Consider the following 17004-nt stretch of genomic DNA (forward strand, 5'->3'; position numbering starts at 1 on the left):
CCAGGCAGAATATGCTCGCCTGAGCCGAACGGCCTGCGGCGGGCGACTCTCAGACGTCCGGGTTAGGCTGAATCGTTCCCCTTTGTCTTCAGTGAGCGCCTGACCCGTTCAGGTGCGACTCCACCAGTAGACGCACACGCCCCGGAGGAGGCCGAGGTCCATGAGGTCTTCCGCGTGGCTCCGTGCCCGGCCCCGCACCCTCGCGTCGGCCGGAGCGGTCACGGCTGCGGCGGTCACCCTCACGACCCTGGCCTTCGTGTATCAGGGCCTTCCGACCACCGAAGTCGACCTCCACGACGGCGGCGTGTGGGTCACGAAGCAATCGGCCCTCCTCGTGGGGCACTTCAACCACGAGTCGCAGGTGCTCGACGGCGGCCTTCGTGCCGGCAGCGACGAGTACGACATCCTCCAGTCGGGTGAGAACGTGCTCGTCGTCGATGAGGCCGGCTCGAGCGTTGCGGTCGTGGACCCGGCGATGGTCTCGATGGCCGAAGCCGCGAACATCCCGGGCGGCGCGAAGGTCGAGCTCGGCGGATCGACGGTGGCCATCCTCGATCAGAGCTCCGGCGACCTGTGGGTCGTCGCGGCAGCCGGCGTCGGCTCGTTCCAGATCGAGGGCACCGATCCGGCCGCGAACGTCGGCGAGGGGGCGGATGTCACGGTGGGCGTCGACGGCGTCGTCCACGCCGTCTCGGCCGAGACGAGCGAGGTTGTCACCGTGCGCCTGCAGCAGGACGGCACGCCGTCGGATCCGGTGCGGACAGGGCTCGGAGACCTTCCGGGCGACGCGGAGCTGTCGATCTCGGCCGTCGGCGAACGCCCCGTCGTGCTGGACGCATCGACGGGCACCGCCTACGCCGACGGTCGTTCCTTCGCCGTGGAGGGTGCGCGCGACGGAGTGCTGCAGCAGCCCTCGGCAGCGGCGGAGGGCTTCACCATCGCAACCGACGGCGCGCTCGCTCGCGTCCCGTTCGACGGTGCCGAGCCCAAGGTCGTCGATGCCGGGTCCAGCGGGTCTCCGGCCGCACCCGTATGGCTCGAGGGGTGCGCCTACGGCGCCTGGAGCGGATCGGCGCGCTTCGTGCGTGACTGCCTGGGCGACGACGACGACCTCACGAGCGACATCGACGGCGTTGACGCCTCCTCGGTGCTGAAGTTCCGCGTCAACCGCGACGTCATCGTGCTCAACGACATCGTCGGCGGAGCGACGTGGCTGGCATCCGAGAGCCTGCAGCGCGTGGACAACTGGGAGGAGATCACTCCCCCCGAAGAGGCGACCGAGGAGAACGAGGAGACCACCGAGGAGACGGTCGAGACGACCACTCCCGAGCGCTCCGAGATCAACACGCCGCCGGTCGCGACCGACGACGATCTCGGAGTGCGTCCTGGGCGGACCACGATCCTGCCCCTGCTCGACAACGACAGCGACCCCGACGGCGATGTGCTCACGGCCCAGGTCGTCGATGGCGGCCCCTCGATCGGCGACGTGCAGTCGATCGACAACGGGCGCGCGCTGCAGATCGCGATCCCGGAGGACGCCTCGGGCTCGACGTCCTTCACCTATGAGATCTCGGACGGACGCGGCGGCACCGACACCGCGACCGCGTCGCTGACCGTCCGTGGCTGGGACGTGAACGCGGCCCCGACGCAGAAGCGCGTCACGACCGTGACGGTGGAGTCCGGCGGGACGGTCACGTACAGCGTGCTGCCCGACTGGATCGACCCCGACGGCGACGACGTCTTCCTGAGTGGGGTGGTGCCCGCCGAGGGCGACGAGGCCGACTTCACGTCGGACGGACGCATCACCTACCGTGCGGTGGGCGGCGTGCAGGGGCGCAAGGACGTCGAGATCGTCGTGTCGGACGGCATGGAGGCGGCCACGGGCACCGTGCGCTTCGACGTGCGCCCCGTGGGTTCGACGGTTCCGATCACGAACGCCGACTACGTGGCGGTGCGTGTCGGGCAGACCGCGACCGTCTCGCCGCTCGCCAACGACACCAGCTCCGGCCGCGAGCCGCTGCGCCTGACCCGCGTCGATCCCGTAGCCGGTGCCGAGCTGGCCCCCGACTATGCCAACAAGACCTTCACATTCACGTCGGCGACCCCGGCGACGTACTACGTCCAGTACCTGGTGGCCGCGGGCGCCAACGCCGTCCCCGGGATCGTCCGCGTGGACGTCCTCCCAGAGGGTGAGACGAACGCCCCGCCCGTGGCGGTGCGGGACGTCGCGCTCCTGCCCAGCGGCGGCGAAGTCCTCGTCAACGCCCTGACGAACGACTCCGACCCCTCGGGCGGCATCCTCGTCATCCAATCGGTGACGGTCGAGCCCAACTCGGGCATCGCCGTGGCCGTGCTCAACCACGAGACGCTCCGCATCAGCGACCAAGCGGCGCTGTCGGAGCAGGTGCGGATCTCGTACCGCATCTCGAACGGCTCGCAGTCCGCCGAGGGCGACGTGATCGTCATCCCGATCCCCGCGCCGGCACAGCTCCGCCCGCCGGTGGCCAACGACGATCAGGTCGTGGTGCGCGCGGGCGATGTCGTGAACATCCCCGTGCTCGACAACGACTATCACCCGAACAACGACGCGATCCATGTCGCTCCCGAGCTCGTGGCGCCGCTGCCCGAGCCCGAGAAGGGCGAGATCTTCGTCTCGCAGGACACGGTGCGCTTCCGCGCCTCGGATGAACCGGGGACCGTGTACGCGACCTATGAGGTCGTCGACAGCACGGGGCAGAAGGACGCGGGCTACATCACGATCCAGGTGCTGCCCGTCAACGCCGAGACGAACGCGGCGCCGCGCCCGCGCGACCTGACCTCGCGCGTCCTCGGCGGCAGCCGCGTGCGCATCACGGTGCCGCTGGACGGGATCGACGCCGACGGCGACTCGGTGAGACTCGTGGGCATCGCCTCATCGCCCGAGAAGGGCCGGATCATCGAGACCGGCTCGGACTACATGATCTACGAGGCCTTCGACGACACCGCCGGGGTGGATGCCTTCACGTATCGCGTGCGCGATCGCCTGGGCGCCGAGGCGACCGCGTCGATCCGCGTGGGCATCGCGCCGGCCGAAGGCGTCAACCAGGCGCCGTACGCCGTGAAGGACGCGGTCGTGATGCGACCGGACCGGCGCGTGGCGGTGCCGGTGCTCGAAAACGACTCCGATCCCGACGGCGACGAGTACTGGGTGCTCAAGAACGGCCTCATCCTGCCCGACGTCGACGGACTCGCGGCCAAGGTCGACGGCAACCGGGTCACCGTGACCTCGCCGTCCGAGCCCACCGAGACGTCGCTGCAGTACACGATCCGCGATGCGCGGGGCGCTCAGGCGAAGGCCGTCGTGCAGATCACCGTCTCGGAGGACGTGCCGCTGCTGGCCCCGATCGCGCGCGACGACTACGTGCGCGCCCAGGATGTCGAAGAAGACACCGTCGAGCTCGAGGTCCTCGCCAACGACGAGGATCCCGACGGCACGCTCGACGACCTCGACGTGACGGTGTCCGACCCCGGCGCGCGCGTGCGCGCCGACGGCACCGTCAGCATCACCCTGGGCGACGAGGACCGGCTGATCACGTACACGATCACGGATCAGGACGGGAACGCGGCATCCGCCTTCATCCACGTCCCCGCGCTGTCGTCGCTGCCGCCGAGCCTCATCTCCACCGACCCGGTCGAGGTCGCCAGCGGCGAGACCGTCGAGATCGCACTGGCAGACCACGTGCGCGCCGTCGGCGATGCCAAGGTGGTCGTCACCGAGGCGGCGAAGGTCACCGCGGCCCACAGCGACGGCTCTTCGCTTGTGAAGGACCAGACCACGCTCGTCTACACGTCGGCGCAGGGGTACTTCGGCCCCGACGCGATCACGTTCGAGGTCACCGACGGCACCGGTCCCGACGACCCCGAGGGACGCAAGGCGACCCTCACGCTGCCGGTCACGGTGCTGCCACCCGAGAACCAGCAGCCGACGTTCATCAACGGGCAGATGGACGTCGCTCCCGGCGAGGACCCCGCCGTGCTGGATCTGCTCGGCCTCACGACCGATCCTGATCCCGAGGATCTCGAAGACATGCGGTACGAGATCGTCGGCGGTTCGCCCGACGGCATGTCGGCGTCCGTCGACGACCAGGAGCTGCGCGTGAGCGCGGACGCCGGCACGCCGAAGGGCTCGGCCGCGACCATCCGTCTGCGCGTCGACGACGGCACGACCGAGCCGGTCGAGGGCGTGGTCAACGTCCGTGTCACCGCCTCCACACGGGAGCTTCCGACGGCCAACGACGACATCGTCGACGAGGCGCATCAGGGCAAGACCGTGACGGTCCCGGTGCTCGCCAACGACGTCAACCCGTTCCCCGACACCCCGCTCGAGATCACGACCGCCCTGGTCGAAACCGGTCAGGGCCAGGTCGAAGTCGCGGGCGACGAGGTGCGGGTCACTCCCGACGAGACGTTCTTCGGCACGATGGTAGTGCGCTATCGCGTCCAGGATGCCACGAACGACCCCGACCGCGAGGTCGAAGGCCGCATCCGCCTGACGGTGCAGGGCAAGCCGGACGCGCCGGGAACTCCGACCGTTTCGAGCGTGCAGGATCGCACCGTCGTGCTGGCGTGGACGCCCCCGGCCAACAACGGCGCCGAGATCGAGCGCTACGTCGTGACGTCGACGGCCGGGAACTACGAGAAGGTCTGTCTCGCGACGACCTGCACGCTCGACGGCCTGACGAACAACGTCGAGTACAACTTCACGGTCGTCGCCGAGAACCGTGTCGGTCCGTCCGACCCGTCCGCGCCGTCCGAGACGGCGCGCCCAGACGCGCGCCCCGATACGCCCAACCCGCCGACGCTCGTCTACGGTGACCGCAGCCTGCAGGTCGCCTGGGTCACTCCGACGACCCCCGGCTCGCCCGTCGAGACGTTCACTCTCGAGATCTCGCCAGCACCGCCGTCGGGTATCGCGCAGAAGACCGCGGTCACCGGCAACGCGCTCGTGTGGGACGGGCTGGAGAACGGCACGGCCTATCAGGTGCGGGTACAGGCGCACAACCGCGCGCCCGAGCCGTCGAGCTGGAGCGGCTGGTCGGCGAGCGAGATCCCGGCGCGGGCGCCGGATGCTGCCGGAGCCCCGTCGGTCGAGCGTCTCGACCCGGTCGGATCGCAGGCCCAGATGCGGGTGTCGTGGACGGCTCCCGCCAACAACGGCGACGCGATCGCCGAGTACCGCCTCAACGTCATCCGCGGTGGCGCGGTGGTGCGCACGATCGATGCGATCCCGGGCGGCCAGACTTCGCAGGCGCTCGCCATCGACGCCTCGACCACCGACTACACGTTCACCGTGGCCGCCCGCAACAAGGCCGGCTGGGGGGCGGACAGCGCGCCGTCGGCGCCGCGCCGCGCCTTCGTCGCGCCGGGAGCGCCGACCGACGTGTCGGCGCGCGAGGGAGACCGCTCGCTCACGGTGAGCTACAACGACGCGCCCGGCAACGGTGCGAACACGAACGAGATGGCGTACGAGTACTCGCTCAACGGCGCCGGATGGCAGGCACTCCCCGGCAATAACACGATCGGCGGCCTGAATAACGGCACGACCTACACGGTGCGCCTGCGGGCTTACACCGCGATGGACGGTGTGCGGTACAACGGCGCCGAGTCCGCGCCGTCGAACCAGGTGATCCCGTATGGGCCGGTGCGCACCCCCGGTGCCACGGCTCGCGCGAGCGGCACGTCGATCGTGTACTCGTGGTCCGCGCCAGCCGACAACGGTCGCGGCATCCAGGTCATGCAGATCAACATCAACGGCAACGGCTGGCAGAACGTCGGGCGTGAAGGCAGCCGCACCATCGATCACGGCTACAACTTCACCGGGACGATACAGGTACGTGCGTACGACACCGAGGGCCAGGTCTCCCAGGTCGCGTCGGCGTCCGACCGCACGGTCGCGCCGCCACAGCCGAAGGTCTGGGTCAGTCGGGGACAGTCTGCGCAGGGCCAGCCGAACTGCAGTTCCGATGCCTGTGCCTTCTTCGTCGTGAACACGCAGAACTTCCCTGCCGGCGACTATCGGGTCCATTGCAACGCGACAGGCCCATACGGCGGCACTCCCTTCGCGGGCGGGTCGGTCCGTTCACTCAAGGCCAACGGCCAGACGCAGATCGGCTGCTACTTCGGTGACGCCGGCGCAGAGGTCTGGGTCACCATCGACGGCTGGGGCACGTCCGAGCGGCGTACCTGGTAACGACGAGATGCACATCGAAAGAGAGACACGCGCATGACGATGACCCCCGAACAGGCGGCCTGGTTCCAGGGCACCTTCACGCGACTGGTCGACAACGTCGACCACGCGCTCATGGGCAAGCGCGAGGTCGTCGCGCTCGTGCTGTCGGCGATGCTCGCCGAGGGGCACGTCCTCCTCGAGGACGCTCCGGGCACGGGCAAGACCAGCCTCGCGAAGGCGCTCGCCGCCACCGTGCAGGGCACGAGCAGCCGCATCCAGTTCACGCCCGACCTGCTGCCCTCGGACGTGACGGGCGTCACGATCTACGACCAGGCCTCGCACAAGTTCGAGTTCCACCGCGGACCCGTGTTCGCCTCGATCGTGCTCGCCGACGAGATCAATCGTGCGTCGCCCAAGACCCAGTCCGCGCTGCTCGAGGTCATGGAGGAGTCCCGCGTGACGGTCGACGGCGTGCCGCACGAGGTCGGTCGCCCGTTCCTCGTGATCGCCACGCAGAACCCGATCGAGCAGGCGGGGACCTACAAGCTGCCCGAGGCGCAACTCGACCGCTTCCTCATCAAGACCTCGATCGGCTACCCCGATCTCGCGGTGGCCGAGCGCATCCTGGCCGGTGCCGCGGACCGCAACCCGTCGGCCCATCTGTCCGCGATCATCACGACGGGCGCCGTCGCCGACATGGCCGATCTCGCCGCCACGGTGCACGTCGATCCCGCCGTCCTGCGATACACCGCGCAGCTCTCCGAGGCGACCCGCCAGGATGCCGCGACCCGTGTGGGCGTCTCGGTCCGCGGTTCGCTCTCGATGATCCGCATGGCCAAGGTCTTCGCCGCGGCGCAGGGCCGCCACTTCGTACTGCCCGACGACGTCAAGACCCTCGCCGGCCCGGTGTGGACCCACCGTCTCGTCCTCGATCCCGAGGCCGAGTTCGCCGGCACCAGCGCCGAGACCGTGGTCGCACGTGTGCTCGAGGCGGTGGCTGCACCGCAGGCGAGGTCCGCCGCCTGATGACTTCTCACGCACTCGGGACTGCGGGCGCCGCGCAGGAGCGCGGCGTCGCCGTCGGCGCGGCGGCGCACCTCGCGTCGATCGCGCTGCGCTGGCTGCGCGGCGTGTTCGCCGTCGTGCGCCCGGTCGCCTGGGTGCTGATCGCCGCGGCCGTCGTGCTGTGGATCTTCGGCCAGATCCTCGGCTGGTGGGAGCTCACCGTCGCGGCCGTCGTCGTGACGGCCGTGCTCGTGCTGTGCCTGCTGTTCCTCATCGGGCGCACCGCGTACGAGGTGTCGCTCGATCTCAACCGCACGCGCGTGGTGGTGGGCGAGCGGGCCGTCGGTGCGCTGACGCTCGCCAACAGCAGCACACGTGCGATCCTGCCTTCCCGCGTGCTGCTGCCGGTCGGGTCCGGCCGCGGCGTCTTCGAGGTCGGTCGCCTCGCTCCCGGCGAAACCGCCGAGGAGCTGTTCGCGATCCCGACGACCCGCCGTGCCGTGGTGAAGGTGGGTCCCGTGAGCGTCGTGCGGGGCGATCCGCTCGGCCTGTTCGAGCGCGTGCACCGTCGCGACGAGCCGGTGGACCTCTTCGTCCACCCGCGGACGGTGCTGTTCGACGGGCAGTCGCTGGGGTTCCTCCGCGACCTCGAGGGGCTCCCCGCGACGGACCTGTCGCGCGACGACGTGTCGTTCCACGCGCTGCGCGAATACCAGCCCGGCGACGATCTGCGTCACGTGCACTGGAAGTCCACCGCGCGCACCGGCGACCTCATGGTCCGCCAGTACGAGGAGACGCGCCGCTCGCACTTCGTGATCGGGCTCTCGACCAGTCCCGCGGACTACCGCGGCGACGAGGAGTTCGAACTCGCGATCTCGGCCGCCGGCTCGCTCGGGCTGCGCGCGCTGCGCGACTCGCAGCGCGTCGAGGTCCGCGTGCAGGAGCGCGGGCTCCCCGCGGGCACCGGCAAGCAGTTCCTCGACGCGCTCTCCGGCCTCACCCATTCGCGGCCGCGTGCGGGCAGCATCGTCGAGCTCGCCGGCTCGGTCGCCGCGACGCTCGCGCTGGCCAGCGTCGTGGTGCTGGTGTGCGGCAGCACGGTCGATGCCAACGACCTGCGCACCGCGTGCAGCCGGCTGCCGTTCGGCGCGCGGGTGCTCGCCGTCGTCGCCGACTCCGGTGCGACCTCGCCGACGCTCCGCCGCATCGGCGAGGCCGACGTCGTGACCATCGGCGCGCTCGAGCAGCTGGCCGGGGCACTGCGGAAGGTGCTCGCATGACCTCCGCACCCACGAAGGCCCAGACCGCCGCGCCGGCCACGCCTGCGGTCGCCCTGCCGGCCCGCCGCTGGCTGCTCGACCTCGGCGCGACGCTGGCTCTTCTCTCGATCCCGGTCATCGGCTTCTGGTCGACCTTCGACGGCCCGCGCTATCTCGTCGCCGCGGTCGGCGGGCTGCTCCTGGGCATGAGCCTGGGCGCTCTGGGCGCCGTCCTGCGCTGGGGCATCCTGCTGCTGTCAGGCGCCACCGTCGTCGCGTACTTCTTCTTCGGCGGCGCGCTCGCGCTGCCGCACACCACCGTCGCCGGTGTCATCCCGACGCTCGAGACGCTGCGTCTGCTCGCCGAGGGCACGATCACGTCGTGGAAGCAGCTGCTGACGACGGTCACACCGGTCGCCGCCGACGACGGCCACCTCATCGTCCCCTTCCTGCTCGCGCTCGTCGCAGCGGTGCTGACGACGTCGCTGGCTCTGCGCGCGCGCTCTGCGCCATGGGCGCTGCTCCCGGCCGCGGCGTTCCTCGCCGTCGAGATCGCGCTCGGCACGTCGCAGCCCGTCGTGCCGGTGATCCAGGGCGTCGTCTTCGGACTCGTCGCCGTGGTGTGGCTCGCGATCCGTCAGGCGTGGCAGCCGCAGGCCGCCGCCGTCTCGGTGGGTGAGACCTCCTCGGGCGCCCGCGGTGCCGCGCTGCGTCGCGCCGTCATGGGCGTCGCGGTCATCGCGATCGCGGGGGTCGTCGGCGTCACGACCAGCGCCTTCGCCGCCCCCTCCTCCCCGCGCTACGTGCTGCGCGACGTCGTGATCCCGCCGTTCGACATCCGCGAGTTCCCGAGCCCGCTGCAGTCGTTCCGCGCGTACGTGCGCGACTTCCCCGACGAGACGCTCTTCACCGTCAGCGGTCTGCCCGAGGATGCCCGCGTGCGTCTGGCGACCATGGACGCCTACAACGGCACGGTCTACAACGTCTCGGACGACGGCGCCGGATCGTCCAGCGCATTCTCGCCCATCCGCACGAACATGTCCGTGAACGCCGAGGGCACGCCGGCGACCGTCCACGTCGAGATCGGCGCGTTCGAAGGCGTATGGATGCCGGATGCCGGCGCCGTCCAGAGCGTCACGTTCGACGGCGATCGCGCCGACGACCTGCGCCGCACCGCCCACTACAACGAGTCGACCGCGACTGGTGTGGTCACCGCCAGCCTGCAGAAGGGCGACGCGTACACGATCGAGAGCGTCATCCCCGAGATCCCGAGCGACGAGGCCCTCGCCGACACGCCGTTCGCGCCGGTGTCGCTGCCCAAGCAGGAGGGCGTGCCGCAGGATCTGGCGGATGTGGCCTCCAAGGCGGTCGCCGAGGCGGTGACGCCGATCGAGCAGGCACGTGCGCTCGAGACGATGCTCTCGGAGGGCGGCTTCTTCAGCCACGGCCTCGCCGGAGAGGTGATCTCGCGGGCCGGCCACGGCGCCGAGCGCATCTCGACGCTGCTGGGTGCCGAGCAGATGGTCGGAGACGACGAGCAGTACGCGACCGCCATGGCACTCCTCGCCCGCGAGGTCGGGATCCCGGCCCGCGTCGTGATGGGGTTCTACCCCGACGAGGACCAGGCCGGACAGGGCGTGTTCGAGGCCACCGGCGACTCGCTGCACGCGTGGGTCGAGATCGCCTTCGACGGCGCCGGCTGGGTGCCTTTCGACCCGACGCCGCCCGAGGACCAGGTCCCGAACGACCAGACCACCAAGCCCAAGGCCGACCCCAAGCCGCAGGTGCTGCAGCCGCCGCCTCCGCCGCAGGAGCCGGTCGATCTGCCGCCGACCGTGACCGACGACGGAGGCTCGGAGGACGAGAATCCCCTCGACCTGACGCTGCTGTGGACGATCGTCGGCATCGGTGCGGGAACGCTCGGCATCCTCTTCGTGCTGCTCGCTCCGTTCCTGGTGATCGGGGTCCTCAAGGCCACCCGGCGTCGCCGGCGACGCGCGGCCGAGCGGCCCGCCGATCGCATCAGCGGCGGCTGGGACGAGCTGGTCGACCGTGCGTCCGACCACGGAGCTCCGGTGCGACCGGGCGGCACCCGTCTGGAAGAGGCCGGGGTCCTCAGCACCGCGTTCGCGGAGCCCCGTGTCGGCACCCTCGCCTCGCGCGCAGACCTCGAGGTGTTCGGTCCCGCCGAACCGAGCCCCGACGACGTCGAGGAGTTCTGGGCCCAGGTCGACGAGATCGTCGGGGGCATGGCCAGCAGCCGCACGTGGTGGCAGCGTGTGAAGGCGCGGCTCAGCATCCGCTCCCTCCTCGCCGGCACGCGGTTCGCGCTGCCCGATCGAGCGCCGATCTCTGCGCGAGTCCGTCCCGAGCGCGCGACGAAGCGCGCCAAGGCGGACGGCGCACCCGAGAGCGCACCCGAGCGCTCCGTTCCAGCACCGCAGGAGAACGAATGACCGCACGTCAGCCCCTCATCGCGCACCCCGCGTCCCTCGGGCGCCGAGCCGGTGCCTTCGCGGTCGATCTCGCGATCTCGTATGGGCTCGCTTTCGTCCTCTTCGTCCTCCTGGCCATCGTCGTCATGGGCAGCAGCGCGAGCCGCGACTACGGACTCGTCGCGCTCGTCGCCATCACTTCGTACGCGGTGGTGGCCGCGTGCCTCGTGGCGTGGCTGCTGGTGTACTCGGCCATGCAGGGCGGGCGCGGCTCGATCGGCCAGCGCGCATTCGGCGTGCGTCTTCAGGACGAGGCGACAGGCGCGCCCATCGGGTTCTGGCGCGCGGTCCTGCGCAACCTCGTGTGGGGCCTCGCCGGCTCGATCGTCGTCGGCTACTTCAGTCCGCTCTTCGACTCGAGTCCCCGCCGCCAGGGCTGGCACGACAGGGCGGCCAGGACGGTCGTCGTCGACGCGCGGGCGACGGGAGGGGTGCACCCGCCGTTCGCCGAGCTTTCGGTGAACCCGTACCTCGCGCAGCCGCATGCTCACACGCCGTCCGCCTACGCGCACGCACCGACCGCGCCCGTGCACACGCCGCCCTCTGCCTACGCCTCGGGCGCTTCGGTACCTGCGTACGCCTCGGCCCCGGCAGTCGCGGCCGCGGCCTACGCCCCGGCGGGTGCCGCCGGCATCCCGGCACCCGCGTACCAGCCGGCCGAAGACGACGCCTTCGGCGAGGCGACGGTCATCGTTCACCGCACGGCCGCCCCACCCGCCGGCGTGATCTCGGGGGTGCCGGCAGCGAGCCACGCGGTCGCCGGCGACTTCCCCGGCCTGACGATGCCGTTCCCGGCGGCCACGACCACCGAGCCGCTCGTCGCCCCGACCGCCGTCGCCGTCGAGGATCTCGACGAGACCCGGCTGACGACCGTGCCGCCGCCGGCGCAGCGCGCAGCGCTGTACGAGGATGCGCCCGTTCTCACCGTCCTGACGTGGGACGACGGCACGCGCATGGCCGTCTATGGGCGCACGCTCTACGGCCGCAATCCGGCGATGGAGCCCGGTGCCGTGGCGATCGCCGTCCGCGACGAGACGCTGTCGCTGTCGAAGACGCATTTCGAGATCGGCGGCGACGCCAACGGCGCGTGGGTCGTCGATCGCCACTCGACCAACGGCACGGTGCTGATCCGCGACGGTGGCCGCATCCCGCTCGTCCCGGGCCTGCAGACCAGCCTGCGTGCGGGCGATCGCCTGGAGTTCGGCGACCGCACGGCCACCGTCGGCGGTGCGTGATGTCGCCGCAGTCGCCACCCATCACGGTGGTCTTCGGCGCCGCGACCGACGCCGGCCTGCGCCGTCGCGTGAACGAGGACTCGTACATCGCCCAGACGCCGATGTTCCTCGTGGCCGACGGCATGGGCGGGCACCAGGCAGGTGAGATCGCGAGTGCCGCCGTGGTGGACGAGTTCGCGCGACTGGCCGGTCGCGAGAGCCTGACGATCGACGACGTCCACACCACCGTCGCCACGGCACGCCGGCGGGTCGGAGCGCTCCCGGCCGGGCGCGGTGCCGGCGCCGGGACGACCCTGGCTGGCGTGGTCATCGCCGACGTCGACGGTGAGGGGTACTGGCTCACCGTCAACCTGGGCGACTCGCGCACGTATCGCCTGAGTGCCGGCGTGTTCGAGCAGGTGAGCGTCGACCACTCGGTGGTGCAGGAACTCGTCGACAGCGGTCAGCTCGCGGCGGATGCCGCGCAGCGCGACACGCGGCGCAACGTCATCACCCGAGCGATCGGTGCGGGAAGCGACGGCGAGCCCGACTACTGGCTGATCCCGGCCGAGGCCGGCGACCGCATCCTGGTCTGCTCCGACGGGCTGTCGGGCGAACTCGAGCACGACGCGATCCACGGAATCCTGATCGCCGAGGCGGATCCGCAGGCGGCAGCGACGCGCCTCGTGCACGAGGCGATGGTGCGCGGTGGACGCGACAACATCACCGCGCTCGTCGTCGACGCGACCGACGTCCGCACACGAGGCACCGGATCGTGCGAGAGTGATACGGTTCCCGCGGGCACGCCCGTCGATGACATCGACGGCGACACGCTTCCCCGCGCGATCGCCTCAGGAGGATTCTGATGCCGACGCTGTACGCCCCCGGGGCGACCCCGGTCGCCGTCACGCCGCACGGGTTCGTCGTGCTCGGATCCGAGACGCCGCACACCTTGGCGGCGCGGATCCGCACGCTCGTGGCCGACGGCCGAGGGCTGGGCGGCGTCATCGAGGCGCTCACCGGTGCATACGGCACGTCCCTGACGGCGATCCCTCCGTTCGGCGTCGCGCTGGCCGAGGGCGACGCAGTGCGCATCGCCGTGCGCGGCGACATCGCGTTCGACGTCGAAGCCACCTCCTCCGAGCGCGTATCGGGCGCCGGGGTCACGACGTGGAACGAGCGGCTCGTCTCGGGTGTGGTCAGGGTGGTCTTCGCCCCGGAGGATTCCCTCCCCGCAGAACTGCCGGTGAACGATGCCGTCGTGCTCGCGTCGGTCGTGACGTGGGATGCCGCCGGCGCGAGCGCCTCTTCGCCTCCGGCCGAGGCGAAGTCCGCCTCGGCGGCGTCCGCGCGGGTCGCCTCCGTCGACCCGGGCGATTCGGCCGCCGGGGCTGAACCTGTCGTCGAGCCTGTGTCCGACCCGGAGCCCGTGCCGGATCCCCTCGCCGCCCCCGAGCCCGAGGCCGCTCCCGCTCGCTCCCGCTCGGCGCGCGTGTCGAACCCGCTGGCAGTGCCGGCACCCGAGCCCGTCGAGGCGCCGAAGCCCACGCGCGCCAAGCGCGGTGCCGCGAAACCCGAGACCGCCGAGCAGCCGGTGGCTGCGGCCGGGGGGACGGCGAGTGGACAAGCCGTGGGGGCCGCTCCCCCTCCGGAGATTCCGGGGCTCATCGACTCGCGCGCGGTGCTGTCGCTCACCGAGACGCTGATCCCCGCCGACTCGACCATCGTGCGCACCGACCGCGACGCCGTCGGCACGCCCCAGGAAGCGCCGGAAGAGCCCCCGCCCGCGAAGCCGGAGGACGACGCATTCGGGGCGACCGTCGTGCGCGGCGACGCGGCCCCGCCTGCACCGCCGATCCCCGGCGACCACGACGGCGAGACGATCTCGCTCGCACAGGCGCGCGCACTGAAGGCTGCGGCCGGCGAATCGTCGTCGGCGGCGGTGCCCGTGTCGCCGTTCACGTCGCCGCTGGCCCCGCCGCGCCCGCCCGCTCCGGGGCAGGTGCGGCTGTCGACGGGCCAGGTCGTCATGCTTGATCGCACGGTCGTGATCGGCCGGCGTCCGCGCTCGACGCGCGTCAGCGGAACCGATCTGCCCCACCTGGTCGCGGTGGACAGCCCGCAGCAGGACATCTCACGCAGTCACGTCGAGCTTCGCGTCGAGGGCGAGAGCATCGTGGCGACCGACTTGCGCACCACCAACGGCACGACGCTGCTGCGTGCCGGGAGCGAGCCGATGCGTCTGCACCCCGGAGAGGGCTCGGTGGTCGTGCCGGGTGACGTTCTCGATCTCGGCGACGGCATCACTGTCGCCATCGAGGCGGTGTCGTGAGCGCGAAGCGCGCGCCCATGGCGCCGCCCGACCTTCCGGGCTTCACCTACGTCGACCTCCTCGGGTCGGGCGGGTTCGCCGATGTCTACCTGTACGAGCAGCAGCTGCCGAAGCGCCGCGTCGCCGTGAAGGTGCTGCTCACCGATCGGATGTCGAGCGGCTCGGTCGAGGAGTTCACCGCCGAGGCCAACGTCATGGCGATGCTCTCGACGCATCCCGCGATCGTCACGATCTACCAGGCCGGGGTCGCCCGCGATGGTCGCCCGTACCTCGTGATGGAGTACTGCCCCAAGCCGAACCTGCAGGTGCGCTACCGGCGCGAGCCGTTCTCGATCGCCGAGTCGCTCCGCGTCGGCGTGCAGGTCGCGGCCGCGGTCGAGACGGCCCACCGCGCCGGCGTCCTGCACCGCGACATCAAACCGGCCAACATCCTCGTCACCGAGTACAACCGGCCCGCCCTGACCGACTTCGGCATCGCCTCGACCACGAGCGCCGCGGCCGAGTCCGCGGGCCTGTCGATCCCGTGGTCGCCGCCGGAGTCGTTCGCCGACGTGCCGCGCAGCGACCCGCGTTCCGACGTCTACGCCCTGGGCGCCACGGTGTACACGCTGCTCGCCGGCCACTCGCCGTTCGAGGTCGCGGGTCAGCGCAACAATGCCGCCGAGCTCATCCACCGCATCGAGACGATGCCGCTGCCCGCGCTCGGCCGCGCCGATGTGCCGGCCTCGCTGCAGCGGGCGCTCGAGCGCGCCATGGCCAAGCCGTCCGCCGACCGCTACGAGAGCGCGCTCGCGTTCGCCCGTGCACTGCAGACGGTGCAGATCGAGCTCTCGCACTCCGTCACGGCGATCGACATCCTCGACGACCACATCCCCGAGGACGTCGAGCAGGACGAGGACGACGGGCTCACCCGGGTTCGCGGCGTCGTCAGCATCAACCCCGAGACCACACCCGCCGCGGGGCTCACGCGTCCCTCGGCCGCGACCGCGCCGAGCGGCCGCGCCGCCGCGTTCGCGCCCACCACACCGCAGCCCGCCACCGTGCCGACCGGATACGCGCCCGCCGGCGACCCGGCTGAGTTCGAGACGGTGCTGCGCAATTCGCCGACCGCACATGCGACTGCTCCCGGGGTGATGGGGACGACGGATGCTGTCGATCAGACGGTGATCCGCGCGCCTGGTTTCATCGCCGAAGCTCCGGTGACTCCTGCCGAGCAGGTCGACGCCGGGCCTCCGCCCCGACGCCGCACCGGTCTGTGGATCGGGATCGGCGCGGCCGTCTTCGTCGTGATCGCCGTCATCGTGGGGGTGTCGCTGCCCGGGATGCTGGCGGGCACGCCGCAGCAGACTCCGGTGACGGAGGAGTCCTCCAAGCCGCAGGACCCGATCTCGGCCATCGTGCCCGAGCCCGAAGACATCGTCGGCACGCCCGCCGAGGGCGGTATCCGGTTCACATGGACCAACCCCGACCCGCAGGAGGGCGACCGCTATCTCTACGGCGTCGTGACGCTCGCCGACCAGGAGCCCGATCTCCAGCCGATCACCGAGACCGAGATCGTCGTGCCGGCCGACCCGGGCGGCCAGACGTGCATCGACCTCGTGCTGGTGCGCTCGCAAGGCCAGTCGTCCGACACCGTGCGGGGGTGCACGCCGTGACGTCGCGCGCGGCCGACGAGCTGACCGTCGAGTTCGCCGGCGAGGAGTTCCCCGTCGCGCCGGGAACGGTGTTCTCGGTGGGCCGCGAGGGCGACCTGGCGATCGACGACAACCTCTTCCTGCACCGCAACTTCCTCACGATCCAGCACGTCGAGGGCCTATGGCTGCTGTCGAACGTCGGCAGCCGCCTGACCGCGACGGTGACCGACTCGGGTGGCCGCGTGCAGGCCTGGCTGGCACCCGGCGCACGTCTGCCGCTCGTCTTCGCCTCGACATCCGTCATCTTCAGCGCCGGCCCCACCACGTACGAGCTCACGATCCACGCTGCCGAGCCCGCTTTCCGCGAAACCCAGCCCGAGGCCGAGGACGACGACGGGTTGAGCACGATCGGCGACGTGCCGCTGACGCACAGCCAGCGCCTGATGATCCTGGCGCTGGCCGAGCCGGTCCTCAAGCGCGAGGGCACCGGCATGAGCGAGCTGCCGACGTCGTCGCAGGCGGCGGAGCGGCTGGGGTGGACCCTGACGCGGTTCAACCGCAAGCTCGACAACGTGTGCGACAAGCTCGACCGCATCGGCGTGCCTGGCCTGCGCGGCGGTGTGCGCTCCTATGCCACCAACCGGCGTGTGCGCCTGGTCGAGCACGCGCTCGCCGCGCGCCTGGTGACTCGCGACGACCTGCCGCTGCTCGACCTCGAGCGCGATCTGGTCACCGAGGACGAGGCCTGACCCTCGCCCGCACGGCGCCCTTCTGCCTTCCTCCGGGTCGTCGCTTCCACGCGAAAACACCAGCCCGTAACGGCGACACCCCGATGACGGATGCCGCAGCCCGGCGTG

Annotated in this window: 9 protein-coding genes; all 9 read left to right on the plus strand. The window is 71.3% G+C overall.

Annotation, left to right across the window (positions count from 1 at the left end; genetic code table 11):
* Positions 1–160 precede the first annotated feature (160 nt).
* Genes ACLKM7_RS07450 through ACLKM7_RS07490 form a run of 9 tightly spaced genes read left to right on the plus strand, consistent with a single transcriptional unit; the run spans position 161 to position 16896 of the window.
* Positions 161–6229 carry an Ig-like domain-containing protein gene (locus tag ACLKM7_RS07450; protein ID WP_436446521.1) on the plus strand — a complete coding sequence of 2023 codons (6069 nt, stop codon included), beginning with the start codon at positions 161–163 and terminating at the stop codon, positions 6227–6229.
* Positions 6230–6262: 33 nt separating this feature from the next.
* Positions 6263–7234: an AAA family ATPase gene (locus tag ACLKM7_RS07455; protein ID WP_436446522.1), complete on the plus strand. Its 972-nt coding sequence runs from the start codon at positions 6263–6265 to the stop codon at positions 7232–7234.
* A complete protein-coding gene (locus ACLKM7_RS07460; protein WP_436446523.1) occupies positions 7234–8493 on the plus strand; it encodes a DUF58 domain-containing protein in 1260 nt (419 codons plus the stop codon). Before ACLKM7_RS07455 ends, ACLKM7_RS07460 begins: the two co-directional genes overlap by 1 nt.
* On the plus strand, positions 8490–10928 hold the full coding sequence (locus ACLKM7_RS07465; RefSeq protein ID WP_436446524.1) for a transglutaminase-like domain-containing protein: 2439 nt from the start codon (positions 8490–8492) through the stop codon (positions 10926–10928). Before ACLKM7_RS07460 ends, ACLKM7_RS07465 begins: the two co-directional genes overlap by 4 nt.
* On the plus strand, positions 10925–12202 hold the full coding sequence (locus ACLKM7_RS07470) for an RDD family protein (RefSeq protein ID WP_436446525.1): 1278 nt from the start codon (positions 10925–10927) through the stop codon (positions 12200–12202). The genes ACLKM7_RS07465 and ACLKM7_RS07470 overlap by 4 nt, the downstream gene beginning before the upstream one ends.
* Positions 12202–13047 carry a PP2C family protein-serine/threonine phosphatase gene (locus ACLKM7_RS07475; protein WP_436446526.1) on the plus strand — a complete coding sequence of 282 codons (846 nt, stop codon included), beginning with the start codon at positions 12202–12204 and terminating at the stop codon, positions 13045–13047. The genes ACLKM7_RS07470 and ACLKM7_RS07475 overlap by 1 nt, the downstream gene beginning before the upstream one ends.
* Complete coding sequence (locus ACLKM7_RS07480; RefSeq protein ID WP_436446527.1) at positions 13047–14513, plus strand: FHA domain-containing protein; 1467 nt, start codon at positions 13047–13049, stop codon at positions 14511–14513. The genes ACLKM7_RS07475 and ACLKM7_RS07480 overlap by 1 nt, the downstream gene beginning before the upstream one ends.
* Positions 14510–16168, plus strand: coding sequence for a protein kinase domain-containing protein (locus tag ACLKM7_RS07485; RefSeq protein WP_436446528.1), 1659 nt, complete (start codon positions 14510–14512; stop codon positions 16166–16168). The genes ACLKM7_RS07480 and ACLKM7_RS07485 overlap by 4 nt, the downstream gene beginning before the upstream one ends.
* Positions 16156–16896, plus strand: a complete 741-nt coding sequence (locus tag ACLKM7_RS07490; protein ID WP_436446529.1) for a hypothetical protein — start codon at positions 16156–16158, stop codon at positions 16894–16896. Before ACLKM7_RS07485 ends, ACLKM7_RS07490 begins: the two co-directional genes overlap by 13 nt.
* The last annotated feature ends 108 nt before the right edge of the window (positions 16897–17004 follow it).

This window comes from Microbacterium sp. I2, from assembly GCF_051364985.1.
GTDB lineage: Bacteria > Actinomycetota > Actinomycetes > Actinomycetales > Microbacteriaceae > Microbacterium.